Below are 26662 nucleotides of genomic sequence, written 5' to 3'. Positions count from 1 at the left end.
CCTCCGGAAGGGTTATACGCAGCCGTTCGCAGGGCGAACGCAGCCGCAATGAGTCGTACTCACTGAGTCATCTGGGATAACGAAAAAGCGGGTATCGCGGCTAGACGCGTCGTCGCATCAGCCATTCGGCGGCCTGCACCAGCAGGCCTTCGTCCCCTTTACGGGCCACGAGCTGAAGCGCAACAGGACGATCGTTCAGGCTGCCCATGGGCAGCGTCAGAGCCGGATGGCCGCTGAGGTTGAAGGGACGCACCAGCCGGGTTAACTCAACCACACGCAGCGGATCGTTAGCTTCGGCTAAGGTTGGCGGTAAATCGGGTAAGGTCGCCAGCGCCAGCAGCGGCGTTTTCATCAGCAGTTCATCCACCTGCACGCTAAGGCGCTGGCGAACGGTTTCCGCTTCCTGCACGTCCTGCGCGCTAACCGTTTCCCCCCGGCGAATGCGGCTGGCAACATCGTCGGACACTTTTCCGCTGGCGAGTAGCGGGCCAAAGGCCTGCCAGTTTTCATGGTTGATCAGGGTAAGACCGGCGCGATGGGCTTCGCTAAGCAAGGGCAATTCAGCGAGTTGCGGATAGATATCCCTTTGGGCCAGGGTCACAAGAATCCTGGCATCAATTTCCGGCTGTGCGGCGGCAACAAATGTCATCTCCGGTAAGGCCGTCAGCGGCGCATCCACGGGCACATTTAAGCAGCGCAGGACCTGGCGCAGCACGTCCGCGTCGCGGGCGAAAATACCGACGCAGTCCAGCGAGCTTTCGGCGGGGAGAACCCCCTGACGGCTCAGCACGCCGTAGCCGGGTTTCAGCCCGAGGATCCCACAGCAGGCGGCGGGCATGCGCACGGAACCGCCGGTATCGGTACCGAGCGCAAAATCCACCTCTGCGGAGGCGACAACCGCCGCCGAGCCGCTCGAAGAGCCGCCGGGAATCAGTTCAGGGTAACAAGGATTGACCGGCGTCCCCGCCCACGGATTGATGCCGGTGACGCCAAACGCCAGCTCATGCAGCGTGGTTTTGCCTACCAGCTGGCAGCCGCTGCCCAGCAACATCGCGACGACGCTGGCGTGCTGCGCCGCCACTGGGCTTTCTGCCAGCGCCGGACAGCCGGCCTGCGTACGGTGTCCCGCCACGTCCAGCGTATCTTTAACGGCAAAACGCAGGTCGCCGTCACCGAGGGTGAAACGTTCGACAAAACCCTTGCTCTCACGAACTGGCTGCATAATTAACACCTTACACAGAAAAAATGAATCATATTCAGGCGAGCCGTCAATGCGGCGTCTTTGTCCTGACTAACGTGTTTTTACTATGGCCAATTTGGATGAATATTCAAGTAATTTTTCACGTTATATTTACCAAAAACACACAATCCATTAACCTTTTATTGTTGATGGTTATTTATGCAGATTGATGAAATATAAAGCAAAAAAAAGCAAAATAGCGGGTATCGCCGTCGAACGGATTGTCGACGACGATATGAAATATTTTGTTGTTTTACAGTTGGTTATAAAATTTTTCTACACGAGTCACAGTTTCACGATCGTGTGGGGGGCGGGGTTAAAGTTCGTTGAGGTTATCCAGCACTTTGGCCAATGCCTGGTTCATTTTTTCCACCTGACTGGCGGTCATTCCTTTAAAACCTTTGTCGAATATTTTGCTCATTAGCGGCATCGCTTCCGCCACCTTCTGCTGGCCCGCTTCCGTTAACATCACCACGGTCACGCGCGCATCGCTGGGGCTGATGGCGGTTGTCACCAGGCCATCCTCGCGGAGACGGCCAACGATTTTGGTGACGGTCGGCATTTTCGCCAACGCATACTCGGAGATTTGCGAAATGCTCGCCTCGCCGTACTGATGGGTAATCATCAACACGCGAAAGCGCGAGACGTCCAGGGAAATCTTCTTGAGCGCAATTTCTACGGTTTGGGTGTAACGCGCGTAGACGTTAACAATCCAGTAGAACGGAAACTCTTCACGATGAAATACGGCATCTTCAGTACCATCACCCGATAATTTTTTTAGATAACTCATGCGTTTCCTTACCAAACAAGCCGCAGATTTTTCGATTATACCCTGTGTCTTTCGTCCCGTCCCCACGTCGTGATGCCAGGTCGATCGGCACCAGGGGCTTTTTAGCGACGCAGATCGCATTATGATTCACAAATGCCACACGCATAACAATTGCGTATCATTTTTCACACATAAAATTGACACCTTCAATGGGCGTTCTCTATACGTTAGCCAGCCTGTACGACCCATAACCATAATCACAATGTGGAGCTTTTCATGAACGATAGCCCTTCTCTGGAACCAATGTCGGCCTCCGGGCCAGCGCCGCTCAACGCGCGGCAGCAGGCGGTGATCAACAAGCTGTTTCGCCGATTGATCGTGTTTTTATTCGTGCTGTTCGTGTTCTCCTATCTCGACCGTATCAACATCGGTTTCGCTGGGCTAACCATGGGGAAAGACCTCGGGTTAACCAGCACCATGTTCGGCCTCGCCACCACGTTGTTTTATGTGATGTACGTGGTCTGTGGGATCCCCAGTAACGTGATGTTGACCCTCGTTGGCGCACGGCGCTGGATAGCCATTCTGATGATCGTCTGGGGTATTGCCTCTACCGCCACGCTGTTCGCCACCGGCCCCAACAGCCTGTACGCCCTGCGCATGCTGGTGGGTATTGCCGAAGCCGGTTTTCTTCCCGGCCTGCTCTACTACTTAACCTATTGGTTCCCCGCACATTATCGCGCTCGCGCCAACGCGCTGTTTATGATTGCCATGCCGGTGACCATGGCGTTGGGGTCTCTGGCGTCTGGGTACATTCTCAACATGGATGGCCTGCTCAATCTGAAAGGCTGGCAGTGGCTGTTCCTGCTGGAAGGCTTCCCATCGGTGCTGCTTGGCCTGGTAGTCTGGTTCTGGCTTGACGACAGCCCGGCAAAGGCCAAATGGCTGACCGACGATGATAAGGCCTGCCTCAACGAGATGCTTGAAGCCGATCGACTCAACGCATTGCACACCCAGAGCGCCATTCAGGCCACCTCGGCAGGGCAAAAAAGTATGCTGCGCGAGCTACTCACCCCGGCGATTATTCTCTACACCCTGGCCTACTTCTGCCTGACCAATACGCTCAGCGCCCTGAGCGTTTGGACGCCGCTGATTCTGCGTAGTTTTAACGCCGAGAGCAGCAACGTGACCATCGGTCTGCTGAGCGCAATTCCGCAGGTCTGTACGATCATCGGCATGATCTGGTGGAGCAAACGTTCCGATCGCTATAACGAGCGTAAGCTGCACACGCTGTTGCCCTATCTGTTCGCCGCAGCTGGCTGGATCCTCACCGCTGCCAGCCCGAACCCGCACCTGCAATTCACCGGGATCGTGATGGCGTCAATGGGGGCCTTTGCGGCGATGGTTATCTTCTGGACCACGCCGGATCGCGCGCTCTCCCTGCGCGCCCGTGCGCTGGGCATTGCGGTGATCAACGGCACCGGCATGACCGGCGCGGCGCTGGGCCCCTTGCTGATGGGGCTGATGAAAGACGTCACCGGCAGCTTCAACGCCGGGATCTACATGGTGGCCGCCTTCCTGATTCTGGGTGCCGTTATCGTCGCGTTCATTCCGATGAAGGGGGCCCAGCGTCAATCTGCTACGGCCAGTGCCGCCCCGGAGTCGGCGTAAACGCCTCGTCCGGGCGACCAGCAATTATCACGTAGGCCGGATAAGGCGTTTCGCCGCCATCCGGCATGATGGTAGGCCGGATGGCACTGCGCTTATCCGGCCTACCATCAGAAGGTATAGCTCGCCCCAACCTGCACGGTTCGATCGCGACCAATCCAGCAGTTGGTGCTGTCATAACAGGTCAACGTCTCTTTGTTGGTCAGGTTCTGTGCGCTGGCTTTCAGCATGAGCCCAGCAAGGCTGCTGTCCACGGCAGACATATCGTAAGACAGCGACATATCGTACTGCGTTGTGCCCCCCAGTTTACCCGCCTTGTTATCCGGCGAGATTTCCATCGGACCGGTATAGCGCGCCCCTGCGCCGATCGTCAGCCCGCGCACCAGGCTTTGATCGAAGGTATAGTCGCCCCACAGGTTGAACGCATTTTCGGGGATCTGCGTCGGGCGTTTGCCCTGATAACGCTCATCTTCGGTATTGATGGCGTGGGTATAGGCGTAGTTGGCGATCAGGTTAATATTGTCGGTTGGACGGCTGATGACCGACAGCTCTGCCCCTTTGGACTCAATTTCCCCGGTCTGGCGGTACACCCAGCTTGGATCCGCGCTCAGCACGTTTTTCTGTCGGATGTTAAAGACTGAGGCGGTAAAGGTGGTCGCATAGTCCGCCAGCAGGTACTTCACCCCGCCTTCCACCTGCTTGCTGGTGGTAGGTTTCACCTGTTCAGCCGTCAGGCCGTTAGCCGGTGATACCGGTTTAAACCCTTCGGAATAGCTGATAAACGGCGACAGCCCGTTGTCAAAGGCGTACAGCACGCCAAGGCGCTTGGTCACGCGATCCTGAGAGATCCACGCTTTCTCGTCGTTGTTCAGGTAATCGGTCGTCGCGGACTGGTATTCGTCGTAGCGTAGGCTGGCAAGAATATTCAGGCCACCCCAGGCCATCTGGTCCTGCAGGTAGTAACCCTTCTGGTTGTAGGAAAGGCGGTTTTTCTGCGCGGTGTACAGTCCCAGCGCCCCTTCATTCACCTGCGCAAAGTCCGGGTTGCGCATGTCGATACCCGGGGTCGTCGACGCATAGCGATAGTGGTAGTGCGAATTCAGCTTCTGATAGTCGAACCCTGCCAGCAGGTGGTGCTGCCACTCGCCCACCGTCAGCGTCCGCGTAATCTGGTTGTCGATATTAAAGCTGTGCAGATTTTCGTCGGTGGTATAGGCGGAGCGGTTCAGTTCGTAAACCGGATTACCTGCATTGCCGGTGGAATAGACGCTCTGCTGATGCGTGTCGATATCAAAGTAACGCGCCTTCTGCGCAATGCCCCAGCCGCTGTCGAATTCGTGTTCAAAGCTGTAGCCCACCATCCACTGGCGCTGCTTGAAGCCGTTCCAGTCGTCACCGGCATAATCGCGTTTATTGGCGTAGCTGGAGCGCAAATAGGAAAGCGGCAGCGGGTTAGATGGCGTCAGGCTTGGGGTATTTTGCGCCAACGCATCCAGCGTGAGACGGGTTTTCCCGCCTGGCTGCCAGGTCACGCTGGGCGCCACCAGATAATCTTCATAGCGCGTGGTATGGGGCTGATCGTCACCCTCGGTCGCTTTGCCCAGCAGGCGATAGCTCCAGTCGCTCTCGGCGATGCGTCCGGTCGAGTCAAGGTAGCCCTCTTTGAGGTTGCGAGTCCCGGTATTGAAGCCGACTTCCGTGCGCGGCGTGGTCTGCGGTTTCTTCCCTTGAATATTCACCAACCCGCCCGGCGAACCGCTGCCGTAGAGCACCGAGGACGGCCCTTTAAGGATATCGACGCTATCAATCAGCAGCGGGTCGATCCGCGCTTTGGTATTACCGGTCACGTTATAGGGCAACTGGAGGCCGTTATAGAATTCGTTGTCGACGTTAAAGCCGCGAATCTTGTATTCGCTCATGTAGGTCGTGCTGCCGCGCGACTCGGTCGCCACACCGGGCGCATAACGCAGAATCTCATTCACCGAGGTGGCGTGACGCAGGGCGATGTCATGCTGGCCGATAGTGTTGATAACCTGCGGCGTCTTGCTCTCCGCCACCGCGGATTTGGTGGCACTGTTGGTCCAGTCAGCCAGTTCGCTCCCCTCGCCGGAGGCGGTTACCAGCATGGTGGTTTCGTTGTTATCGGCATAGGCCTGCGATGCAAGCGCGAGTGTTATCATCCCGGAGAGTGCGCAAAGGCGGAAAACGGCGTTATTCATTATCGTTGAGCTCAAAAAAACAAAGAACGATAATTATTATCATCCGCATTTACTATTCAACAACAAAATAAGAAGGGATATAAAAATGTGATGCAGATCGGATTTTATCGAAAAAAGAAACGGCCCCTTACGGGGCCGTCAGAAGACATTATTCGCGGCGAATCAGGCGGAATACCGCCAGCACAACGATGGCGCCAACCACGGCGACCAGGAAGCTGTGCAGGTTAAAACCGGTGACGCTGCCACCGATGCCAAACGTGGTCGCAAGCCAACCGCCCACTACCGCACCCACAATACCCAAGATACAGGTGAGGATAAAGCCACCCCCATCGCGTCCCGGCATAATGAATTTGGCAATAACACCGGCAATCAGACCAAAAATAATCCAGGTAATAATACCCATTTTTCCCACCTCTCCTGTTCCATTAACAGCAATAAAAGCGCCGACATTCTGCGCCGCTAATGTTTCAAGTATAGGTAATTGTTCTTAAAAAACCTGGCGTAACGATGATATTTTATACGGATAAATACGAATATTGATGTAGGTACTGTCTTAAGTCCGTTGCACTGCGCAAATCTGTCGTGATGTTAAATATTTCCAATTAGATGCTTAAGTTCTATTTTTCGACGCCGATATCTTATAAAGAACCTGCCCTTCAGGAGCCATTCAGGTGAGTGAGCATAACGCACAGTTTCTTAAGCAAAACCCGCTAGCCGTACTCAATATTTTACGCGATCTTCAGCGCACCAACGCCGCGCTGCGCGTGAGCTGGTCTTCTCGCCAGTTTATTAGCCGTATTCTCGACGCCAGCCAGGAGCATCTGGTCATTGATTTTGGCAGTCGTGAAGAAGACAACGATGCCGCGCGTGCCGCCAAAAATATCAGCATCGTGGCGGAAACCAACGGCGCAAAAATCGAATTTACCATTGCGGAAATGCGGGTCGAAGATTTTCAAGGGCTACCGGCCTTTGTGATGCCTACCCCGCCGGCGCTTTGGTTTATTCAACGTCGTGAGTTTTTTCGCATGCCCGCGCCGCTACACCCGCCCTACTATGGCGTCGCCACGCTGCCGGATAAAAGCCCGCTACGCTTTCGACTGTTTGATTTATCGCTGGGAGGCATGGGCGCGCTTCTGGAAGGCCCCGCGCCGGAGAGTCTGCAGCCGGGTATCGAACTGAAAGAGATTGAGCTGGATATGGGACAGTGGGGACGTTTTCGCTTTGATGCGCAACTGCTGGCAATTGGGGAACGTAAGTGGGTCGATAACAAAAACGAAACGATTGTGACGCCGCGCCTGAGCTTTCGTTTTCTGCATTTGACGCCGGTACTTGAACGCTCGCTCCAGCTCATTATTTTTTCGCTGGAGCGAGAGGCCCGCGAACGGGCCAAAAACATTCGCTAACTACATGGCGTCCATTGCTTTCTGTACTTTCCAGATATAGCGCGGCGCCTGCGGTGCAGGATGGTTCTTCACAACATGCTCGAAGAATTCATCCTTATCCAGTTCGTTAATTTCGGCAATCGCCTTTTTGCGGTCTGATGAGAAGGTGCGCAGCAGCGCACCTGCGCCGTTCGCGTAGGACACCACCAGCGCATACTGCATCACTTCCGGGTCGCTAATACCCGCCAGCGAACCGTGTTCCAGAATGCTCAGATAGGCTGCCCCCATTGAGATATTACGCTCCGGATTTTTCAGTTCGCTGGTCGACGGCTGGCCGCTCCAGCCCATATAACGGTAAACGTCCAGCCCGGAGGTGGAGGCCTTCAGCTGCATCAGGCCAACCGCGTTTGATTTGCTGACCAGGGTCGGATTCCCGCCGGACTCTACGGCAATAATCGCGGTGATCAAGCGTGGGCTAACGCCCCATGCCGCACCGGCTTTTTCGCTAATGGGCATCCACTGCATCGCTCGCTTTACCGGCACTTCAGGGTTCCATGGCGGATTACGGTAATCCGATTTAGAGCTACATCCGGCGAGTAATACAATTAAAAAAGCAAACCATCTTAATTTCACGCATCTATCCTTTTAGCTGAACTTTGCTGCCGTTAATGACAACCACTGGCTCAGGCGGCATGATACTCGTTTCGTACTCAGCAAGGAAATGCCATGTCTCAGTTTCATCTTATCGCCCCTTCCGGCTATTGCATTAACCAGTCCGCCGCGCTGCGCGGGGTGTCGCGATTAGAAGAGGCCGGACATCAGGTCACCCATCAGCAGGTTATCGCCCGTCGCGACCGCCGTTTTGCCGGCACGGAAAGCGAAAGACTGGGCGATCTTAACGGTCTTGTTTCGCTGACGGGTAAAAATCAGATTGTGATGCCGGTACGCGGCGGCTACGGCGCGAGCCGATTACTTGATCGCATCGACTGGCAGGGGCTGGCGGCTCGCCAACAGCGCGATCCGCTGCTTATCTGCGGCCACAGCGATTTTACCGCCATCCAGATGGGGCTACTGGCCCACGGCAACGTCATTACCTTTAGCGGGCCGATGCTGGCCGGGAACTTCGGTGCCGAAACGCTAAACGATTTTACCGAAAGGCACTTCTGGCAGGCTCTGAAAAATCCGACCTATTCCGTCGAGTGGCGTGGCGACGGCCCGGCCTGTGAGGCGCAGGGCACGCTGTGGGGAGGGAACCTGGCCATGATCGTTTCGCTGATAAGTACGCCGTGGCTCCCGGAGATTCGCGACGGCATTCTGGTGCTGGAAGACATCAACGAGCATCCGTTCCGCGTTGAACGCATGCTGTTACAGCTGCTGCACGCGGGCATTTTGTCACGCCAGCAAGCCGTTGTGCTGGGTAGTTTTACCGGCGCGGCGCCGAACGATTACGACGCAGGCTACGATCTCAACGCCATGTATGATTACCTGCGTTCACGGCTGGCGATTCCGCTGATTACCGGTCTCGATTTTGGCCATGAGCAGCGCACGGTGACGCTGGCGCTGGGCGCACAGGCGCAGTTGATCCATGCGTCTGGTCATTCAACGCTCACGTTGAGCGGTCATCCGGTATTAAGTGAATAAAAAAACAATAAACACCGCTTATTAGTCCAATGCTCACGCCCTAATTATGGTAACGTTTTGTTACCAGCAAGCACGATTAGGGGAGTGCGTGAACATTGGACGCCACGGCAGTCATTAGTCTCTTTATTTTGGGTTCGGTCTTAGTAACCTGCAGTATTCTCTTAAGCTCATTTTCTTCCCGCCTCGGCATCCCGATACTGGTTATCTTTTTGGCTATTGGTATGCTCGCAGGTGTTGATGGCATTGGCGGCATTCCGTTCGACAACTACCCTTTCGCGTATATGGTCAGTAACCTGGCGCTGGCTGTGATCCTGCTGGACGGCGGGATGCGCACCCAGGCCAGTTCTTTTCGCGTGGCGCTCGGCCCGGCGCTGTCGCTGGCGACGCTGGGCGTGCTCATCACCTCCGGCCTGACCGGGATGATGGCGGCCTGGCTATTTAAGCTGGACATGATGGAAGGGCTGCTGATCGGCGCGATTGTCGGGTCGACCGACGCCGCGGCGGTATTCTCGCTGCTCGGCGGCAAAGGGCTGAACGAACGCGTGGGTTCCACGCTGGAGATTGAGTCCGGCAGTAACGACCCGATGGCGGTGTTTCTGACCATCACGCTGATTGAGATGATTCAGCAGCATGAGACGGGCCTGAGCTGGATGTTCCTTGTACATATCATTCAGCAGTTCGGCTTGGGGATTGTGATTGGTCTTGGCGGCGGCTATCTGCTGCTGCAAATGATCAACCGTATCGCGCTGCCCGCCGGGCTGTATCCGCTGCTGGCGCTGAGCGGCGGGATCATGATTTTTGCCGTCACCACCACGCTCGACGGCAGCGGTATCCTGGCGGTGTACCTGTGCGGCTTCCTGCTCGGTAACCGACCGATCCGCAACCGGTTTGGTATTCTGCAAAACTTCGATGGCCTGGCCTGGCTGGCGCAGATTGCCATGTTTCTCGTGCTGGGGCTGCTGGTCACGCCGTCCGATCTGTTGCCGATAGCCATTCCGGCGCTGCTACTCTCTATCTGGATGATCTTTATTGCCCGCCCGCTTTCGGTTTTCGCCGGGCTGCTGCCGTTCCGCGGCTTTAACCTGCGCGAGCGCACCTTTATCAGCTGGGTGGGGCTGCGCGGCGCGGTACCGATTATCCTCGCGGTGTTTCCGATGATGGCCGGTCTGGAGAATGCGCGACTGTTCTTTAATGTCGCCTTCTTCGTGGTCCTGATATCACTGCTGCTGCAAGGCACCTCGCTGTCGTGGGCGGCGAAGAAAGCCAAAGTGGTGGTACCGCCGGTCGGCTGGCCTATCTCCCGCGTGGGGCTGGATATTCACCCGGAGAATCCATGGGAACAGTTTGTCTACCAGCTCAGCGCCGAAAAATGGTGCGTGGGTGCGGCGCTGCGCGATCTGCATATGCCGCCGGAAACGCGTATTGCCGCGCTGTTTCGCGATAACGCGCTGCTGCACCCCACCGGCAGCACGCGCCTGCGCGAAAATGACATTCTGTGCGTGATTGGCCGCGAACGCGACCTGCCGCTATTGGGCAAACTGTTTAGCCAGTCGCCGCCGATATCGCTGGATCAGCGCTTTTTTGGCGACTTTATTCTGGAAGCTGGCGCCAAGTTTGCCGACGTAGCGCTGATTTACGGCCTCGATGGCGGTGAAGAGTACCGCGATAACCAGCAGTCTTTGGGCGATATCGTGGAGCATCTGCTGGGCGCAGCGCCGGTCGTGGGTGACCAGGTGGAGTTTGCCGGAATGGTGTGGACGGTCGCGGAAAAAGAAGAGAATCAGGTGTTAAAAGTCGGCGTGCGGGTGGCCGAGGAAGAATCGGAGTAGCGTGTTTGTTGCCCGATGGCGCTGTGGCCTATCCGGCTTGCGGGAGTGGTGAACGATTGTAGGCCCGGTAAGCACAGCGCCACCGGGCAAACACGTAAATGTTACACTGTCACAACGGGAACACGCGGCGCCAGCGCACACATTAGCTCATAGCCGACGGTGCCGGCGCTGGCAGCCACTTCATCAATCTTAATTTCCTGCCCCCACAGCTCAACGGCAGTACCAATTCCTGCCTGCGGGCACGGCGTTAAGTCCACTGCCAGCATATCCATCGAGATAGCGCCAACCGTACCGGTACGAATCCCATCCACCAGCACCGGGGTGCCGTTGGCGGCAATACGCGGGTAGCCGTCGGCGTAACCGCAGGCAACAATGCCAATACGCTGCTCTTCTTTCGCGCGATAGCGACTGCCATACCCCACCGCATCGCCGGGTTTGAGGTTCTGCACGCCGATAATCTGGCTGCTCAGCGTCATCACCGGCTTGAGGCCGGTGTTCGCGATATCCTGCCACTGGCCGGAAGGCGACGCGCCGTAGAGCACAATACCGGGCCGTACCCAGTCGAAATGGGTTTCCGGATGCCACATCGTGGCCGCCGAGTTGGCTAGCGAGCGCGGACAATCCAGCCCTTCAGCCGCCTGCTCGATCAGGCGCATTGGCTCGATAACCCCGTCGGTATTTTCCGCTTGTGCAAAATGCGACATGAGGGTCATCGCGCCGACGTTCTTCATACCGCGCAGCTGTTGCCAGACCGTATGTATCCGCTCCGGTGCAAAACCGAGACGGTTCATCCCGCTGTTCACTTTCAGATAGATATCAATTGGCGCATGCAGACGGGCATTCTGTAGCGCTTTAATCTGCCAGTTGCTGTGCACGCTGGTGGTCAGCCGATATTTATCAAACAGCTCCAGTTCGTCGGCATGGAAAAAACCTTCCAGCAGCAGAATCGGCCCTTTCCAGCCGCGTTCACGCAGCAGAATCGCCTCCTCCAGGTTGAGCATCGCAAAACCGTCGGTTTCCTTCAGGGCATTCCATACCCGATCCAGGCCATGGCCATAGGCGTTGGCCTTCACCACCGACCACACGCGGGCCCCATTAGCGGCCCGTCGGGCAATAGCAAGATTGTCTCTCAGCGCCTGCAGATTAATGCTGGCGAGCACGGGACGTGACATGCGTTCTCCTTAGTGGTGCGCACCATGCAAGTGCTGCAAACGAGTGGGCGTGAAGCCCGGCGAATAACGTGCGACGCTGAGATCATCATAGGGGATAGCCGGCATTCTGCCAGACATCAGATCGCTCAGCAGCTGGCCGGAACCGCAGGACATGGTCCAGCCCAGCGTCCCGTGGCCGGTATTAAGCCACAGATTTTTGAACGCCGTTTTGCCTACCACCGGCGTGCCGTCCGGGGTCATTGGACGCAGTCCGGTCCAGAACGTAGCCTCTTCCACGTGGCCGCCGCGCGGGAACAGATCGCGCACGACCATCTCCAGCGTCTCGCGACGCGGCTGGAGCAGCTCGGTATTAAAGCCAACGATCTCCGCCATGCCGCCAACGCGGATACGGTTGTCAAAGCGGGTAATCGCGATTTTATAGGTCTCATCAAGGATCGTGGATACCGGCGCCCCGCTTTCTTCAACGATCGGAATGGTTAGCGAGTAGCCCTTCAGCGGATAAACCGGGATATCCACCAGCCCTTTGAGCATGGCGGTAGAGTAAGAACCAAAAGCCATCACGTAAGCATCGGCTTTGACCACTTCGTCGCCGCACTTCACGCCGACAATGCGTTCGCCCTCTTTAATCAGGCTGTCTACCGGCGTATTGAAGCGGAACTGCACGCCCGCCTGCTCGGCCATTTTCGCCAACCGCTGGGTAAACAGCTGGCAGTCGCCGGTTTCATCGTTGGGCAAGCGCAGGCCGCCGGTCAGCTTATGGGCAACCTCCGCCAGCGCCGGTTCAACCTCGGCGAGACGCGAGGCTTCCAGCAGTTGATACGGCACCCCCGCATCTTCCAGCACGGCGATATCGCGGGTGGCGTTCTCATACTGTTGGGCGGTGCGGAACAGTTGCAACGTTCCGCCCTGACGACCCTCGTAGGCAATACCGGTGGTTTCACGCAGGGTTTTCAGACAGTCGCGGCTGTACTCCGCCAGGCGCACCATCCGCCCTTTGTTTTCCATATAGTGTCGCGTGTCGCAGTTGCGCAGCATTTGCCACATCCACTTCAGCTGGAAACCGGTGCCGTCCAGGCGAATCGCCAACGGCGCATGGCGCTGGAACATCCATTTAATCGCCTTAAGCGGCACGCCCGGTGCCGCCCAGGGCGCGGCATAGCCCGGAGAGATTTGCCCGGCGTTGGCGGCGCTGGTCTCGAGCGCCGGACCGGCCTCACGGTCGATAACCGTTACCTGATGCCCCGCCTGACTTAAATACCAGGCGCTGGTCACGCCCACCACGCCACTTCCCAGTATGACAATGTGCATAGCCACTCCAATCCAGAATAAGTAAAAGAACAATCTTCTAATTACAAATTGATAACTCAGATGAAAATATTATTCAACATACGCTTTTTTTATGGTGACTGACCTCACACAGCGCGCATGCCGCGGGGTGATGGTGAAGTTAATATCTCCTGCTGCGCGTTATTTTTTGTCAGCATAAAATGCTGAGAAAAGGCAAAAATATCGCCAGTAAAATGAATAAATCATGAAGTTTAGAAAACGTGGTTGTTACAGAATTTCTGCGGTGTTCTATTCTTGAAGAGAGGCTCTCCAGACAGAGAGAGTCGCCAACAATGAGGGCGCGCTAATGGCTACGATTGACTCGATGAATAAGGATGCAACTCGTCTGAGCGATGGACCCGACTGGACGTTTTCGCTGCTGGAAACCTACCTGGCGGAAATTGACCGGGTGGCGAAGCTATACCGACTGGATACCTATCCGCATCAGATTGAAGTCATTACCTCTGAGCAGATGATGGATGCCTACTCCAGCGTCGGGATGCCGATTAACTACCCCCACTGGTCGTTTGGTAAAAAGTTTATTGAGACCGAGCGCCAGTATAAGCACGGGCAGCAGGGCCTGGCCTATGAAATTGTTATTAACTCCAACCCCTGTATTGCCTATCTGATGGAAGAGAACACCATCACCATGCAGGCGCTGGTGATGGCGCATGCCTGCTACGGACACAACTCTTTCTTTAAAAACAACTATCTGTTCCGCAGCTGGACCGATGCCAGTTCGATCGTCGACTATCTGCTGTTCGCGCGTAAATACATTACCGAATGCGAAGAGCGCTACGGCGTGGATGAAGTTGAACGCCTGCTCGACTCGTGCCACGCGCTGATGAACTACGGCGTTGACCGCTATAAACGGCCATCAAAGATCTCGCTGCAGGAAGAAAAGGCGCGGCAGAAGAGCCGTGAAGAGTACCTGCAAAGCCAGGTGAATACCCTGTGGCGCACGCTACCGAAGCGCGATGAAGAGAAAGCCGTCGAGTCCGCGCGCCGCTACCCTTCCGAGCCGCAGGAGAACCTGCTGTACTTTATGGAAAAGAACGCGCCGCTGCTGGAACCGTGGCAGCGGGAGATTCTGCGTATCGTGCGCAAGGTGAGCCAGTATTTCTACCCGCAGAAACAGACGCAGGTGATGAACGAAGGCTGGGCGACCTTCTGGCACTATACCATCCTTAACCACCTGTATGATGAAGGCAAAGTGACCGAGCGCTTTATGCTGGAATTCCTGCACAGTCACACTAACGTGGTATTCCAGCCGCCGTACAATAGCCCCTGGTATAGCGGTATCAACCCGTATGCGCTGGGCTTTGCCATGTTCCAGGATATTAAGCGCATCTGTCAGAACCCGACCGATGAGGACAAGTACTGGTTCCCGGACATCGCCGGTTCCGACTGGCTGACCACCCTGCACTTTGCAATGCGTGACTTCAAAGACGAGAGTTTTATCAGCCAGTTCCTGTCGCCGAAAATCATGCGTGACTTCCGGCTATTTACCGTTCTGGACGACGATCGCAATAATTATCTGGAGATTTCGGCTATTCACAACGAAGAGGGCTATCGGGAAATCCGCTCCCAGCTCTCTTCCCAATATAATCTCAGTAATCTTGAGCCGAATATACAGGTGTGGAATGTCGACCTGCGCGGCGACCGCTCGCTGACCCTGCGTTACGTGCCGCACAACCGCGCGCCGCTGGATAAAGGTCGCAAAGAGGTGCTGAAACATGTCCATCGCCTGTGGGGGTTTGATGTGCATCTGGAGCAGCAGAACGCCGACGGTAGTATTGAGCTGCTTGAACGTTGCCCGCCAAGGCCTGGAACGCTATAAGGGCTTAATTTTCGGATCGTGTCGCCAACGACTGGCGGCACGACGAAAGGTCTGGCTTTGGCAGTACTTATTGTTTTATCACCCTCGCCGTTAATCACGTTTATTTAGATTAATTAAAATCGTTTTTAATCATATCTAAACACATCTAAATTTATTCTTAAATATTCACCCACTAATTAAAAAAGCCGGAAAAATAATATAATCTATATATTTTCAACGGCTGAAGCGATTTTTCACCAATAATTTATTTCTTGCATCCTGTTTTTTTATTCTTATAATCCAGCCATCTCCTCAAGGTACACACATTAGTTTAAATAATATTTTCTAAAGATATATTCACGGACACGGGACTTTACCACCCATTGCAAAAAGGAAGCACATTGATGATCAAAATTCGGTATTTTGTTTTTCCTTTCTTATTATTAGCTCATGTTACGGCATCCGCTAATATGACCGTATACCCTATGGCCGTGGGTCTGGATAATAATGGTGAAGGCAACGTGCGGGTAATATCAAAAAGCCGTGAAGTTCAGTTTATTCGCACCAAAGTCTATCGCATTGATAACCCCGGCACCCCCATGGAAAAAGAAAACGAAATCACGGCCTCATCCGGTAACGATGTCGTGGTAATGCCACCGAAATTCGCCGTCCCCGGCGGATCCAGCAAGCTGGTGCGGCTGGTGTCAATGGAGCCGACGAACAAAGAACGAATATACCGGGTGATGTTTGAAGGCGTTCCTTCACTGGATGACACCGTAACGGCAAACAATAAAGGCATAGCCACTCAGGTTTCGGTGAATTTAGTGTGGGGCGTGCTGGTTTCCGTACCGCCGGAGCAACCGCGTATTCATCTGGTACTGTCACCGGAAAAAAACGCGCTGCTGAATCAGGGAAGCCAGCGGGTGAAAATTATCGACGTGGGGCTTTGCCGCCAGGGTGAAAGTGGCGATCAATGCCATCACCAGAGTGATAATCACAATATATTTCCAGATGGAACATATTCATTGCCGGCCACAACAGGCTACGAGCACATTGAAATAAAATATAAAGACTGGATTAAAAAATCCATCTCTACCGAAACTTTTTCGCTGCGGTAATAGCCACTAAATTTTTCGGCATTAATCATTAAACGTAACCATCGAATTTAATCTCTCCCGTAACGGGTGAGATTAAGATCCAGCCTAATAACATAGGCTGAAATTACCATGACCAATCATTAATAAGGATATTTTTCATGAAAGCTATGATGAAACCACTTTTGGCTGCGCTGTGTTTAACCGTTGCCGGATCCGCGCTGGCGGTACAAAAAGACATTACCGTAACCGCTAACGTCGATGCCAGCATCGATATGACCATGGCGGATAACTCAGCGCTGCCAAAAGCGGTAGAAATGCAGTATATCCCGGGCACCGGCCTGCAAACCTACAGCGTTGGCATGACCAAAATCTGGTCAAACGCCACCGCCAGCACTGCCGGTGACGTGCATATGCGTCTGGTCAGCCCGGCGCAGCTGGTGAATACCATTGGCGCAGCGGCCGATCCGGTAGGGTTAACCATCAAGTGGGGTGACAGTGAAATTACCACCACCGATAACGACCTGAAAACCGCGGAAATCTTCCCGAACGGCGCAGACGCGGCGAAAACCGGTTCTGTCGCGAAAGAACTGACCATTGCGCAGACGGCTCAGGCTCCGCTGGAAACCGGTACCTATCAGGGCGTAGTGAGCATCTATCTGTATCAGGACGCCGCCACTGCGGGTGAGTAAGTACGACGCTTTACCATGATGAACGGCCCGCGCCATCCGGCGCGGGCACCTGTTTACCGGACATGGATGAATGGTTACATCACGATGAAAAAAAGACTTCTTGTGCTGATGATCCTTGCCGCCTGCTCTGCTCATGCGGCCGTGAAGGTCCCCCCCGGTTTTGAAATCCTCGCGCAGGGAATAGAAGAACGCGTAGCCGTCGTTCTGGCAGGCAAGCAGGTGGGGCTCTTTGACGCCACCGTTAGCCTGGAGACCGTGCAGTTCAACGACCCCGATAAGGTACTGGCGGCGCTGAAGCTGCCGATAACATCAGACAACCCGGATTACCGACACATCCTGAAGGCGCTTTCCGCGCCGCTGGCACGTCATGGCGAACTGGCCTGTGGCTACGGGCAGGCAAATACCGGCTGCGGCTATCTGAAAACCGACGATGTCGGCGCCATTTACGACAGTAGCGAAGGTAGCGTGACGCTATTCCTGCGCCAGGCGTGGATGCCTGAGAATGGTCGCCAGTCGCTGTATCTGGCCGCCGACACCAGCAACGTGGAAAACGCCTTTATTCACCAGCAAGATATTAACGTTATCGCCCAGGATGATTACAGCAGCCTCTATCTGCAGGGCGACGGCGCGCTGGGCGTCACCGAGAACAGCTACCTCGCGCTCGACTGGTCGTTGACCGCGACGCAAACGGACGACGACAGCGACAACAGCGCCGATGTCAACAACCTGTACTATCGTTACGATTTAGCCCGCCGCTACTATCTGCAAATGGGGCGGATGGACAACCGCACCCTGTTTAGCACCCAGGGCGGCAATTTTAACTTCAACTTTCTGCCGCTGGGCGCGATCGACGGAGCCCGCATCGGCAGTACCCTGAGCTATTTAAACCGCGAGCAGGCCGGCCAGGGGACGCCGGTCGTCGTACTGCTGTCACACAGCTCACGCGTGGACGCTTACCGCAATAACCAGCTGCTGGGGTCGTTCTACCTGCCCGCGGGCAACCAGCCGCTGGATACTTCACTCTTTCCCAACGGCAGCTACAACGTCGAGCTGCGTATCTATGAAAGCAACCAGCTGGCGCGCACGGAAACCCTGCCTTTCAGCAAAAGCGGCGGGCTGGACGACGGTCGCATCCACTGGTTTATTCAGGGCGGGCGCATCAGCGATGCCGATACGGACGCCGATGAGGGCAACGCCTATCAGGCCGGTTTTCGTCTGCCGCTGTGGAACCTGCTATCACTGACCGCGGGCGTCGCGCAGACGGACGGCGAACAGTCGGTGGAAGGCGGCCTCGAGCTCACGCCGGATCTGGGCGTTATCGGGCGGCCAACGCTGCAGACCAGCGTCTACCACAACGATAGCGGCGGGCGCGGCGACAGCGAACAGCTGAGCTGGTCGAAGACCGACTGGCCATCATTAAACCTGTATCGCTATTCCTCTGACGGCAGCCAGTGTTCCGACACGGATAACGATACCAACAGCTACGCGCAGCTGGGCTGCTATGAAAACATCAACGTCAACAGCTCAATGCTGCTGGCAGGCTGGAATATGACCCTCAGCTACATGCGTACGGAAAACCATACCGACGACAGTACCTGGCAGAATAACCGCTCGTTCAGCGACAACGTCCTCACGCAAACCACCGGCCATTCGGTGTCAAAAACATGGCAACTTAGCGCCTCGCGCGCCTGGAGCGTGGGCGATTGGGTGATGAACGGCACTCTTGGCGTGTTTAAGCGTGACGACGACGGCTACGACAGCAGCGACAACGGTATGTATCTCTCATTTGCCGTTAACCAGGCCCCGCGCGCTGATTCACGCTACCGCAGCCAGTCTTCCCGCCTGAACGTGGATTATCGCAACAGCAAAGACGACGACGCCCAAACCACTTACCAGGTCACTCACGACTGGTATTGGGATGAACAGGGCCACAAAGAACTCTCCGTGGCGGCGGGCGGCATCAACAGCGACACGGTAGACGCCTCCATCAGCGGGCGCATAGAGGGTGACTACGGCAACCTGAACGGCACGCTGTCAGACAGCTACGATAACCAGCAAAACGACCACACCACCGCCATCAGCGGGTCGTACAGCTCGTCCTTCGCGCTGGGCCGCCACGGCCTACAGTGGGGCGCTGCGGGTTATGGCGAACCGTCGTCAGCGGTGCTGGTACAGGTGGACGATATTGAAACCGAAGATAACCAGCAGAGCGCGGTGGCGCTCGACGCACGGGCGGGCGGCAGCCGTTCGGTCACGCTCGGCGGCGGCGCTAAGGCGCTGTTCCCGCTGATGTCGTATGAATTAACGGATGTGAGCGTCAACGAAGGCCGCACGGCGCACGAAGGTGCCACCACCACCATCGTAAGCGGCGCGGGTGAAAGCAACGTGATGCTGCTACCAGGCAAAATGCAGGTACACAACGTGGCGGTAGAACAGCGCTTTGGTTATGTCGGCCGCCTGCTGCTGCCGGATGTCGCGCGGCAGAATCTGGTGCAAGGCCTCAACAGCCGGATGCTGCTGCTCAGCCAGGACGGTGGGTTTACCGCTGAAATGGCAAGCCAGGCCAGCGCGCTGTACCTGCTTTCCGGCAGCCGCTTTTACACCTGCCCGCTGGTGGTGAAAAAACAGCGCAACGTGGTGCGCTACGTGGGCGATACCCCCTGCCGGGAGATTAACGAAAGCGACCTGCCGCAGGCGGTGCATGACAATGCGCTGGCGAAACTCAAACGTGACGGCGGAACAAAAACAGCGCTACAACGCGGAGCAGAATTCAGATGAAAAAAATCATCACCGAACGCACTCGGGCATCATTGATTGGGGCCATGCTCACGGCATTCATGCTGATAGCCCCCGTCGCACACGCGGAAAAGCAAGAACCGGGCCCGCGCTCGCTCACCCTCGAACGTACGTTCGATCGAATGAACATGCCTTCGCAGGATATCAGCCTGTGGGCCAGGGAATCTGGCGGCTACGATACGGATCAACGCAGTTTATGGGGGCGCAACAGCTGGGTGTGCAAAAGCAACTCAAGTTCAGAGCATGGCAAATGCAATACCAAGCCGGTCTGGTATGCCAGCGGTACAACCACAATTCCGTTGCTTTTTACCGAAAAACGCAGCGGCATGCGGGTTGAGCTGAATTTAAAGGGGTATCTGGAAAAATATGCCCATGACGGCGCCTGTGACTGGGGCGGACACTACCAGGTTTATGGCGCAGCAGCCGTTAGTTGCAGCGGCATTGATATTTATGCCGAATCCGCACTGACGGTGTACATTCCCGCCAGCGAGTTGAAAAAAATCCCGGTTGGCGGCCTGTGGGAAGCCTCGCTGTATATGAAGCTGATGCAATGGGATCCCCAAAAGTCACTGGGGGACTGGAACGCCTGGATCACCTTAAAGGTTATTGACCCCGATCACGTGGATATCTACTTCCCGGCGTTCGGCACAGCCTCGCCGTTAATGGAACTGAATCTCCAGCCCAAAGGCGCGCCGGACGGCAACGCCTGGGCTTCAGACTATACCCTGCTGGATATGTGCCTGTACGACGGCTACAACGTCAACAGTACCCGCTACGATGTGCTGATTAAAGACGAAGGTGCCCCCGCGCCGGGGCGAAAAAGTGGGGATTTTTCCCTCTACCGGGACGGCGCCACCAAAGGGCCAGAGGTGGACCGCATTGATTTCCATCTGAAAATGAAAAGCCCGCAGAGCGGTTCAATGATTGATGTGGTTAACAACGAAGGCATGACCTGGAACGATATTAATCAGGATTATATTCGCCCGGTGCGCCTGCCTTCTATCACCGCGCCCGTGCTGTGCGCGCCGGCGCCGCTGGCGTTTATCGTGGATAAATTCAACGTGATGGATAAATCGGCCGGGCACTACACCGGCACCGTAACCGTGGTGTTCACGCCGACGCTGCCCACGGTGGACTAAGCGCGTTATTGAACCGCCCGGATAAGGTGCGGCAAAGCTCATACCGGGGGCGAGCCCCCGGTTAATGGCGTCAGACGGTTTGATTAACGCCCGTGAATCGCTAAATCACCCGGCAGATTTTTCTGCATCCGGTGCCAGATCTCGCCGCTTTCGTGCCCGTAGCGGCGCACCGTCTCATAGACCTTCTCGTACTCACCCTTCTCGCACAGCTCAATCAGCTTGTGATAGAAGCCCAAACCCAGCGCTCGCGCTTCCGGGCTGGAGAAATAGTGACGCCCCAGACGGGTGTACAGACCTTTCATACCGTTGAGGATCAGGCCGTAGATAGGGTTGCCGGAGGCGAACGCCAGGCCGCGGAACACGCTGTAGTCCAGCTCGGCAAAAGCGTCGGCATGGTCGGCAACTTCGCGCGTTGTCGCCAGCACTTCCAGCGCTTTTTCCGGGTGCTGACGGAATGCGGTACGGATATAGATAGTGGCAATATTGGTACGCACGGACAGCAGATTATCAATCAGCTGCGGCACGCTGTCATGATCGAGACGCGCAAGCGTTTCCAGGATATTCAGCCCGGACGTCTCCCAGAAATTGTTGACCTTCGTCGGTTTTCCGTGCTGAATCGTCAACCAGCCGTCTCGCGCCAGGCGTTGCAACACTTCACGTAAGGTAGTACGGGTAACCCCAATTAATTCAGAGAGTTCGCGTTCAGCCGGAAGAATCGACCCAGGTGGAAAACGGTTATTCCAGATGCTTTCGACAATATACTCTTCCGCGAAACCCGCCGGGCTTTGCGCCTTAATGACCATAGTAAAAATTCCATTACACAGCGTTGCAATTGGACTCATCATACCAGAGCCAACATTGAGCAGATAGCAGGGCAACGGAATTAAAAAGGGATCGCCGTTTCATTTTTCATATTTCTTTCGCGGGTGGAAAAGGCACTTGTCGGGGGAATTCTGGCGGTATATCTGTTTTAATGGTAAAAAATGACATCTTTTCAGGAGGAAGACGCTTGTCATGGAAATCTCTTACGGCCGCGCTCTGTGGCGCAATTTTCTTGGTCAGTCGCCAGACTGGTACAAATTACTGCTAATTATTTTCTTAGTCATCAACCCGCTGGTCTTTCTGATCAATCCGTTTGTCGCCGGATGGCTGCTGGTGGTGGAGTTTATCTTCACGCTGGCCATGGCGTTGAAATGCTACCCGCTGATTCCCGGCGGGCTGCTGGCCATCGAGGCCGTATTTGTCGGCATGACCTCCGCCGAACACGTGCGCAACGAGGTCGCCGCCAATCTGGAAGTCCTGCTGCTGCTGATTTTTATGGTGGCGGGCATCTACTTTATGAAACAGCTGCTGCTGTTCATCTTTACCCGCCTGCTGCTGACCATTCGTAGCAAACGACTGCTGTCGCTGGCCTTCTGTCTCGCCGCTGCGTTCCTGTCGGCATTTCTCGATGCCTTGACGGTTGTCGCCGTAATCATCAGCGTCGCGGTAGGCTTCTACAGTATCTATCATCGGGTGGTTTCCGCGCGTCCGGACGATGATGACCTGCTGGACGACAGCCATATTGATAAACACTCGCGCGTGGTGCTGGAGCAGTTTCGCGCGTTCCTGCGCAGCCTGATGATGCACGCAGGCGTCGGGACGGCATTAGGCGGCGTCATGACGATGGTCGGCGAGCCGCAGAACCTGATTATCGCCAAGGTCGCGGGCTGGCACTTCGGTGAATTTTTCCTGCGCATGTCGCCGGTCACCGTCCCGGTCTTTTTCTGCGGCCTGGCGACCTGTCTGCTGCTGGAAAAGTTTAAAGCCTTCGGCTACGGCGCCGAGCTGCCCGAACCTGTTCGTCAAATTCTTCATGATTTTGACGAGCGTAGCCGCAAACAGCGCTCGCGCCAGGAGAGCATGCGCCTTATCGTTCAGGGGATTATCGGCGTATGGTTGGTGCTGGCGCTGGCGTTACATCTGGCGGAAGTGGGGCTGATTGGCCTGTCGGTGATTATCTTCGCCACCTCATTTACCGGCATTACCGACGAGCACGCGATCGGTAAAGCGTTTACCGAAGCGCTGCCGTTTACCGCGCTGCTGACGGTATTTTTCGCGGTCGTGGCGGTGATTATCGATCAACATCTGTTTGCGCCGATTATCGACTTCGTGCTGCAAGCGTCACCGCACGCCCAACGTTCGTTGTTTTATCTGTTCAACGGTCTGCTGTCGTCGATTTCCGATAACGTCTTCGTGGGTACCGTGTATATCAACGAAGCCAAAACGGCGCTCGATAACGGCGCCATCGACCTGCGCCAGTTTGAGCTGCTGGCGGTGGCTATCAATACCGGTACTAACCTGCCCTCCGTCGCGACGCCAAACGGACAGGCGGCATTCCTGTTCCTGCTGACTTCCGCGCTTGCGCCGCTCATTCGTCTTTCCTACGGCCGTATGGTGTGGATGGCGTTGCCGTATACGGTTGTGTTAACGCTGGTCGGCCTGCTGTGCGTTGAGTTTACCCTGCAGCCGGTGATTGACTGGATGATGAGTAAGGGAGTATTAGGACTTCCGGTAATAACCCACTAATATAGCGGCGTTTATCAATGCCCGTCGGTTTTACCGCGGGCATTGCACCATCATTTACGAATTATTGCGTATAGCCAGATGGCAGGGCTATCGTTTTCGTTTACACTGCGTTTTCTAAGCACGTTCCAGGGAAATGATTATGTTGCGATATTTAAACCAGAGCTCACGTGGCCGCAGTGCCTGGTTATTACTGGCGTTAACCGCTTTTGCGCTTGAATTAGTGGCATTATGGTTCCAGCATGTAATGCTGTTAAAGCCGTGCGTCCTGTGTATTTACGAGCGCTGCGCGCTGTTTGGCGTAATGGGCGCCGGGATTGTCGGCGCCATCGCACCGAAAAGCCCGCTACGCTACGTGGCGCTGCTGATCTGGCTGTACAGCGCCTTCCGTGGGCTGCAGCTGGCCTGGGAGCACACGATGATTCAGCTGCACCCGTCGCCGTTTATGACCTGTGATTTCATGGCCCGTTTCCCGACCTGGCTGCCGCTCGATAAGTGGCTGCCGCAGGTGTTCGTTGCTTCCGGCGATTGCTCTGTGCGTCAGTGGGAGTTCTTGTCGCTGGAGATGCCGCAGTGGCTGGTGGGCATTTTCGCCGCCTACCTGATCGTCGCGGTTCTGGTGGTGATTGCTCAGCCGCTGAAACCAAAACGCCGCGACCTGTTTGGCCGTTAATCGTCTCTTGCGCCAGCTGCGATATTATCGCGGCTGGCGCCTCTCCTACCACATTCCCGCCAGCGTCCCAATGCCGTAACCGGCGACCAACACCAGCCCCCAGCCGCCCAGATTGATCATTACCGCAAGCACTAAGAGTTTTATTGAATTACGCATGTCTATCCCCACACCGGTGCCGATAATATCTCTATCGGCAGCGTGCAGGAATTAAGCAGTGATTTTATTCAAGGACGCGTAAAAAGAGAGAATGAAATAATAAATCGGACTTTAGTCAGCCCATTCTGGTTTATTTAAGATATGGTCTTGCCAGTCACGCACTTCTGACTCCTTCACCGCAATATGGCGCACGGAAATACGCTCACCGTGCATTGCCGCTTTCGAGCCGGCGATAAGCGGATGCCACTGCGGCAGCGGTTGACCTTCCGCCAGCAGGCGATAGGCGCAGGTGTGCGGCAGCCACTCGAAGGTGGGCAGATTATCGCGGGTAAGCTTGATGCAGTCCGGCTCATAATCGAAACGACGTTCGTAGTTACGACACTGGCAGGTCTTGATATTCAGCTGTTTGCAGGCCACGTTGGTGAAGTAAATTTCGTCGGTGTCTTCATCCATCAGCTTGTGCAGGCAGCACTGACCGCAGCCGTCGCACAGCGACTCCCATTCGGCATCGGTCATGTCGTCAAGGGTCTTGCTCTGCCAGAAAGGTAATTCGCTCATCGGGATGTCCACATCAAAATTCAGGGTGCTTCTTATAACCAGTCTGGCACAGGGATGCAAGTTTTGCCGCCCGATTGGGGCGGCAAGCAGCGATTACAGCACGCGGGTCGTCAGAGAATAGCCGTTAAACAGCACTTCCAGTTCATCACCACCGTGGAGTGGGCCGACACCTTCCGGCGTACCGGTCAGCACCACGTCGCCCGGTTTGAGGGTGAAGAAGCGGCTCATGTAGGCAATCAGCGGCACGATTTTGTGGATCATATCCGCCGTCGTGCCCTGCTGACGCACTTCGCCGTTCACCTTCAGGCCCAGCGAGGTATTTTGCGGGTCGCCTTCGAAGGCTGCAGCCGGGATAAAACCGGAGATCGGGCAGGAATTATCAAAGCCTTTCGCTTTTTCCCAGGGTTGCCCGGCCTTTTTCATTTTACTCTGGACGTCACGCAGCGTGAGGTCCAGCGCGACACCATATCCCGCAATAGCCTGCAGGACGTGATCTTCCGTTGCCTGACGCAGCGTCGCGCCAATCAGCACCGCCAGCTCCACTTCATGGTGCACAGACCCCAGGCCCTGCGGCAGAATCAGCGGCTGGCGTAAGTCGCAGAGTGCGGTTTCTGGCTTAATAAACAGCACGGGCTCTTCCGGCGTCGCGCTGCCCATCTCCTGGATATGCTTTGCATAATTACTGCCAACACAGACAACTTTGCTTACCGGGTAATCCAGCAGCGCACCCTGCCAGTTATGATGTTGATACATACTTTTCCCTTATTTGTTGTGTAACCAGGAACAGACATTAGCCGCAAGCGAAAATTATTCGCCCTTATTTTTGGCGTCGGCCAGATGCTGCTTCAACAGATTTTCAGGCGGCGGTGGCATCTGTAAATAATAGCCCTGATCTTTTAACGCCTGTTTTACCTTTTCCAGATCGGCATTGATAAGCTTCTTGCGGCCGTCCAGCGGCAACAGCATCGCCAGCTGCGGCTGACCGAAGCCCTGCATCAGTTCTTCAGGGACGCGAGAGAAATCGTCTTTTTTTTCGACATACAAATAGGTTTGATCACGTTTAGAACTACGATAAATCACACAAAACATACTTTATACTCGGAATTAGGACTGTGGTTACTTGCTTGAATATATTAGTGACTATAACATGACTGATAGTCTTCGGAATATCGCCGCGCACGAAGCAGCGATAAATAGCAAATTGAGTAAGGCCAGGATGTCAAACACGCCAATCGAACTTAAAGGCAGTAGCTTCACCTTATCGGTGGTCCATTTGCATGATGCAAGACCCGAGGTTATTCGTCAGGCGTTAGAAGACAAGGTCGCCCAGGCTCCGGCTTTTTTCCGTCATGCCCCGGTTGTGGTCAACGTCAGCAACCTTGAAGAGTTTACCCAGTGGCGCGCGATTCAGCAGGCGATTATGGCTGCCGGTCTGCGTATCGTGGGCGTCAGCGGCTGCAAGAATCCGCAGTTCAAAGCGGCTATTGATCAATCGGGCCTTCCTTTACTGACTGAAGGTAAAGAAAAAGTTGTTCGTGCCGCCCCCGTTGAGCCGACCAAGCCCGCTGAACCCGAGCCAATTGTTAGTCCGATCACAAAAACGCGAATGATTGATACGCCAGTACGTTCCGGTCAGCGCATTTATGCACCAAACTGTGATCTGATTGTGACAAGCCACGTTAGTGCAGGCGCTGAGCTGATTGCCGACGGTAACATCCACGTTTACGGCATGATGCGTGGGCGCGTTCTGGCGGGCGCCGGCGGAGACCGGGAAGCACAAGTATTTTGTACCCACCTGGCTGCGGAGCTGGTCTCCATCGCCGGGGAATATTGGCTGAGCGACCAGATCCCAGCCGAATTTTATGGCAAAGCGGCGCGTCTGCGGTTAGACAACAGCGCTTTGACTATTCAACCGTTAAATTAATCC

At 55.4% G+C, this 26662-nt stretch carries 23 protein-coding genes; 12 read left to right on the top strand and 11 right to left on the bottom strand.

Annotation, left to right across the window (positions count from 1 at the left end; genetic code table 11):
• Nucleotides 1-100: 100 nt before the first annotated feature.
• Nucleotides 101-1222 carry an amidase gene (locus ABTW00_RS09910; RefSeq protein WP_433640449.1) on the bottom strand — a complete coding sequence of 374 codons (1122 nt, stop codon included), beginning with the start codon at nt 1220-1222 and terminating at the stop codon, nt 101-103.
• A 334-nt stretch (nt 1223-1556) separates the two neighbouring features.
• A complete protein-coding gene (locus tag ABTW00_RS09905; protein WP_065356769.1) occupies nt 1557-2030 on the bottom strand; it encodes a MarR family winged helix-turn-helix transcriptional regulator in 474 nt (157 codons plus the stop codon).
• A gap of 255 nt (nt 2031-2285) precedes the next feature.
• On the opposite strand from ABTW00_RS09905, the gene hpaX reads away from it, so the two are divergent.
• Nucleotides 2286-3677, top strand: a complete 1392-nt coding sequence (gene hpaX, locus ABTW00_RS09900; protein ID WP_433640446.1) for a 4-hydroxyphenylacetate permease — start codon at nt 2286-2288, stop codon at nt 3675-3677.
• 107 nt (nt 3678-3784) lie between these two features.
• Here hpaX and ABTW00_RS09895 read toward each other — a convergent pair whose 3' ends face one another.
• Nucleotides 3785-5893 carry a TonB-dependent siderophore receptor gene (locus tag ABTW00_RS09895; RefSeq protein ID WP_433640444.1) on the bottom strand — a complete coding sequence of 703 codons (2109 nt, stop codon included), beginning with the start codon at nt 5891-5893 and terminating at the stop codon, nt 3785-3787.
• A 148-nt stretch (nt 5894-6041) separates the two neighbouring features.
• A complete protein-coding gene (locus ABTW00_RS09890; protein ID WP_064544875.1) occupies nt 6042-6296 on the bottom strand; it encodes a GlsB/YeaQ/YmgE family stress response membrane protein in 255 nt (84 codons plus the stop codon).
• A 268-nt stretch (nt 6297-6564) separates the two neighbouring features.
• Here ABTW00_RS09890 and ABTW00_RS09885 point away from each other — a divergent pair, with 268 nt between their 5' ends.
• On the top strand, nt 6565-7296 hold the full coding sequence (locus ABTW00_RS09885) for a flagellar brake protein (protein WP_065356772.1): 732 nt from the start codon (nt 6565-6567) through the stop codon (nt 7294-7296).
• Here ABTW00_RS09885 and emtA read toward each other — a convergent pair whose 3' ends face one another.
• The gene (gene emtA, locus ABTW00_RS09880; protein ID WP_065356773.1) at nt 7297-7908 is read right to left on the bottom strand and encodes a membrane-bound lytic murein transglycosylase EmtA; all 612 of its coding nucleotides are present in this window, start codon (nt 7906-7908) and stop codon (nt 7297-7299) included.
• Nucleotides 7909-8001: 93 nt separating this feature from the next.
• On the opposite strand from emtA, the gene ldcA reads away from it, so the two are divergent.
• Complete coding sequence (gene ldcA, locus ABTW00_RS09875) at nt 8002-8916, top strand: muramoyltetrapeptide carboxypeptidase (protein ID WP_433640441.1); 915 nt, start codon at nt 8002-8004, stop codon at nt 8914-8916.
• Nucleotides 8917-9011: 95 nt separating this feature from the next.
• Nucleotides 9012-10745: a potassium/proton antiporter gene (locus ABTW00_RS09870; RefSeq protein ID WP_065356775.1), complete on the top strand. Its 1734-nt coding sequence runs from the start codon at nt 9012-9014 to the stop codon at nt 10743-10745.
• Between the two features lie 101 nt (nt 10746-10846).
• On the opposite strand, the gene dadX is transcribed toward ABTW00_RS09870, so the two are convergent.
• Entirely contained in the window at nt 10847-11917 is a 1071-nt protein-coding gene (gene dadX, locus ABTW00_RS09865) for a catabolic alanine racemase DadX (RefSeq protein WP_433640439.1), read from the bottom strand.
• A 9-nt stretch (nt 11918-11926) separates the two neighbouring features.
• Nucleotides 11927-13225 carry a D-amino acid dehydrogenase gene (locus tag ABTW00_RS09860; RefSeq protein WP_064544864.1) on the bottom strand — a complete coding sequence of 433 codons (1299 nt, stop codon included), beginning with the start codon at nt 13223-13225 and terminating at the stop codon, nt 11927-11929.
• Between the two features lie 325 nt (nt 13226-13550).
• On the opposite strand from ABTW00_RS09860, the gene ABTW00_RS09855 reads away from it, so the two are divergent.
• The 5 genes from ABTW00_RS09855 (at nt 13551) to ABTW00_RS09835 (ending at nt 20783) form a co-directional block, all read left to right on the top strand.
• Complete coding sequence (locus ABTW00_RS09855; RefSeq protein ID WP_065356777.1) at nt 13551-15083, top strand: SpoVR family protein; 1533 nt, start codon at nt 13551-13553, stop codon at nt 15081-15083.
• Nucleotides 15084-15466: 383 nt separating this feature from the next.
• Nucleotides 15467-16180 (top strand): fimbria/pilus periplasmic chaperone, encoded by a 714-nt coding sequence (locus ABTW00_RS09850; protein WP_433640986.1) that lies wholly within the window; start codon nt 15467-15469, stop codon nt 16178-16180.
• Between the two features lie 137 nt (nt 16181-16317).
• Nucleotides 16318-16848: a CS1 type fimbrial major subunit gene (locus tag ABTW00_RS09845; protein ID WP_433640436.1), complete on the top strand. Its 531-nt coding sequence runs from the start codon at nt 16318-16320 to the stop codon at nt 16846-16848.
• 84 nt (nt 16849-16932) lie between these two features.
• Nucleotides 16933-19626, top strand: a complete 2694-nt coding sequence (locus tag ABTW00_RS09840) for a TcfC E-set like domain-containing protein (protein ID WP_433640434.1) — start codon at nt 16933-16935, stop codon at nt 19624-19626.
• Nucleotides 19623-20783 (top strand): CfaE/CblD family pilus tip adhesin, encoded by a 1161-nt coding sequence (locus ABTW00_RS09835; protein WP_433640432.1) that lies wholly within the window; start codon nt 19623-19625, stop codon nt 20781-20783. Before ABTW00_RS09840 ends, ABTW00_RS09835 begins: the two co-directional genes overlap by 4 nt.
• 83 nt (nt 20784-20866) lie before the next feature.
• Here the strand turns inward: ABTW00_RS09835 and fadR are convergent, their stop codons facing one another.
• Nucleotides 20867-21586, bottom strand: a complete 720-nt coding sequence (fadR, locus tag ABTW00_RS09830) for a fatty acid metabolism transcriptional regulator FadR (protein ID WP_065356782.1) — start codon at nt 21584-21586, stop codon at nt 20867-20869.
• A 211-nt stretch (nt 21587-21797) separates the two neighbouring features.
• Here fadR and nhaB point away from each other — a divergent pair, with 211 nt between their 5' ends.
• Both nhaB and dsbB read left to right on the top strand, forming a co-directional pair.
• The gene (gene nhaB, locus ABTW00_RS09825) at nt 21798-23351 is read left to right on the top strand and encodes a Na(+)/H(+) antiporter NhaB (protein WP_065356783.1); all 1554 of its coding nucleotides are present in this window, start codon (nt 21798-21800) and stop codon (nt 23349-23351) included.
• A 139-nt stretch (nt 23352-23490) separates the two neighbouring features.
• Nucleotides 23491-24021, top strand: a complete 531-nt coding sequence (dsbB, locus tag ABTW00_RS09820) for a disulfide bond formation protein DsbB (RefSeq protein WP_064544837.1) — start codon at nt 23491-23493, stop codon at nt 24019-24021.
• A 267-nt stretch (nt 24022-24288) separates the two neighbouring features.
• On the opposite strand, the gene ABTW00_RS09815 is transcribed toward dsbB, so the two are convergent.
• From ABTW00_RS09815 to ABTW00_RS09805, 3 genes are all read right to left on the bottom strand, one after another.
• Nucleotides 24289-24735, bottom strand: a complete 447-nt coding sequence (locus tag ABTW00_RS09815; RefSeq protein ID WP_064544835.1) for a YcgN family cysteine cluster protein — start codon at nt 24733-24735, stop codon at nt 24289-24291.
• Nucleotides 24736-24828: 93 nt separating this feature from the next.
• Nucleotides 24829-25488, bottom strand: a complete 660-nt coding sequence (locus ABTW00_RS09810; RefSeq protein WP_064544833.1) for a fumarylacetoacetate hydrolase family protein — start codon at nt 25486-25488, stop codon at nt 24829-24831.
• Nucleotides 25489-25542: 54 nt separating this feature from the next.
• Nucleotides 25543-25824, bottom strand: coding sequence for a YcgL domain-containing protein (locus ABTW00_RS09805; protein ID WP_064544831.1), 282 nt, complete (start codon nt 25822-25824; stop codon nt 25543-25545).
• A gap of 127 nt (nt 25825-25951) precedes the next feature.
• On the opposite strand from ABTW00_RS09805, the gene minC reads away from it, so the two are divergent.
• Entirely contained in the window at nt 25952-26659 is a 708-nt protein-coding gene (gene minC, locus ABTW00_RS09800; RefSeq protein ID WP_064544829.1) for a septum site-determining protein MinC, read from the top strand.
• Nucleotides 26660-26662 lie beyond the last annotated feature (3 nt).

It is taken from the genome of Kluyvera georgiana (genome assembly GCF_050990895.1).
Lineage (GTDB): Bacteria > Pseudomonadota > Gammaproteobacteria > Enterobacterales > Enterobacteriaceae > Kluyvera > Kluyvera georgiana.
This window is presented reverse-complemented; position numbering and strand designations above follow the sequence as displayed.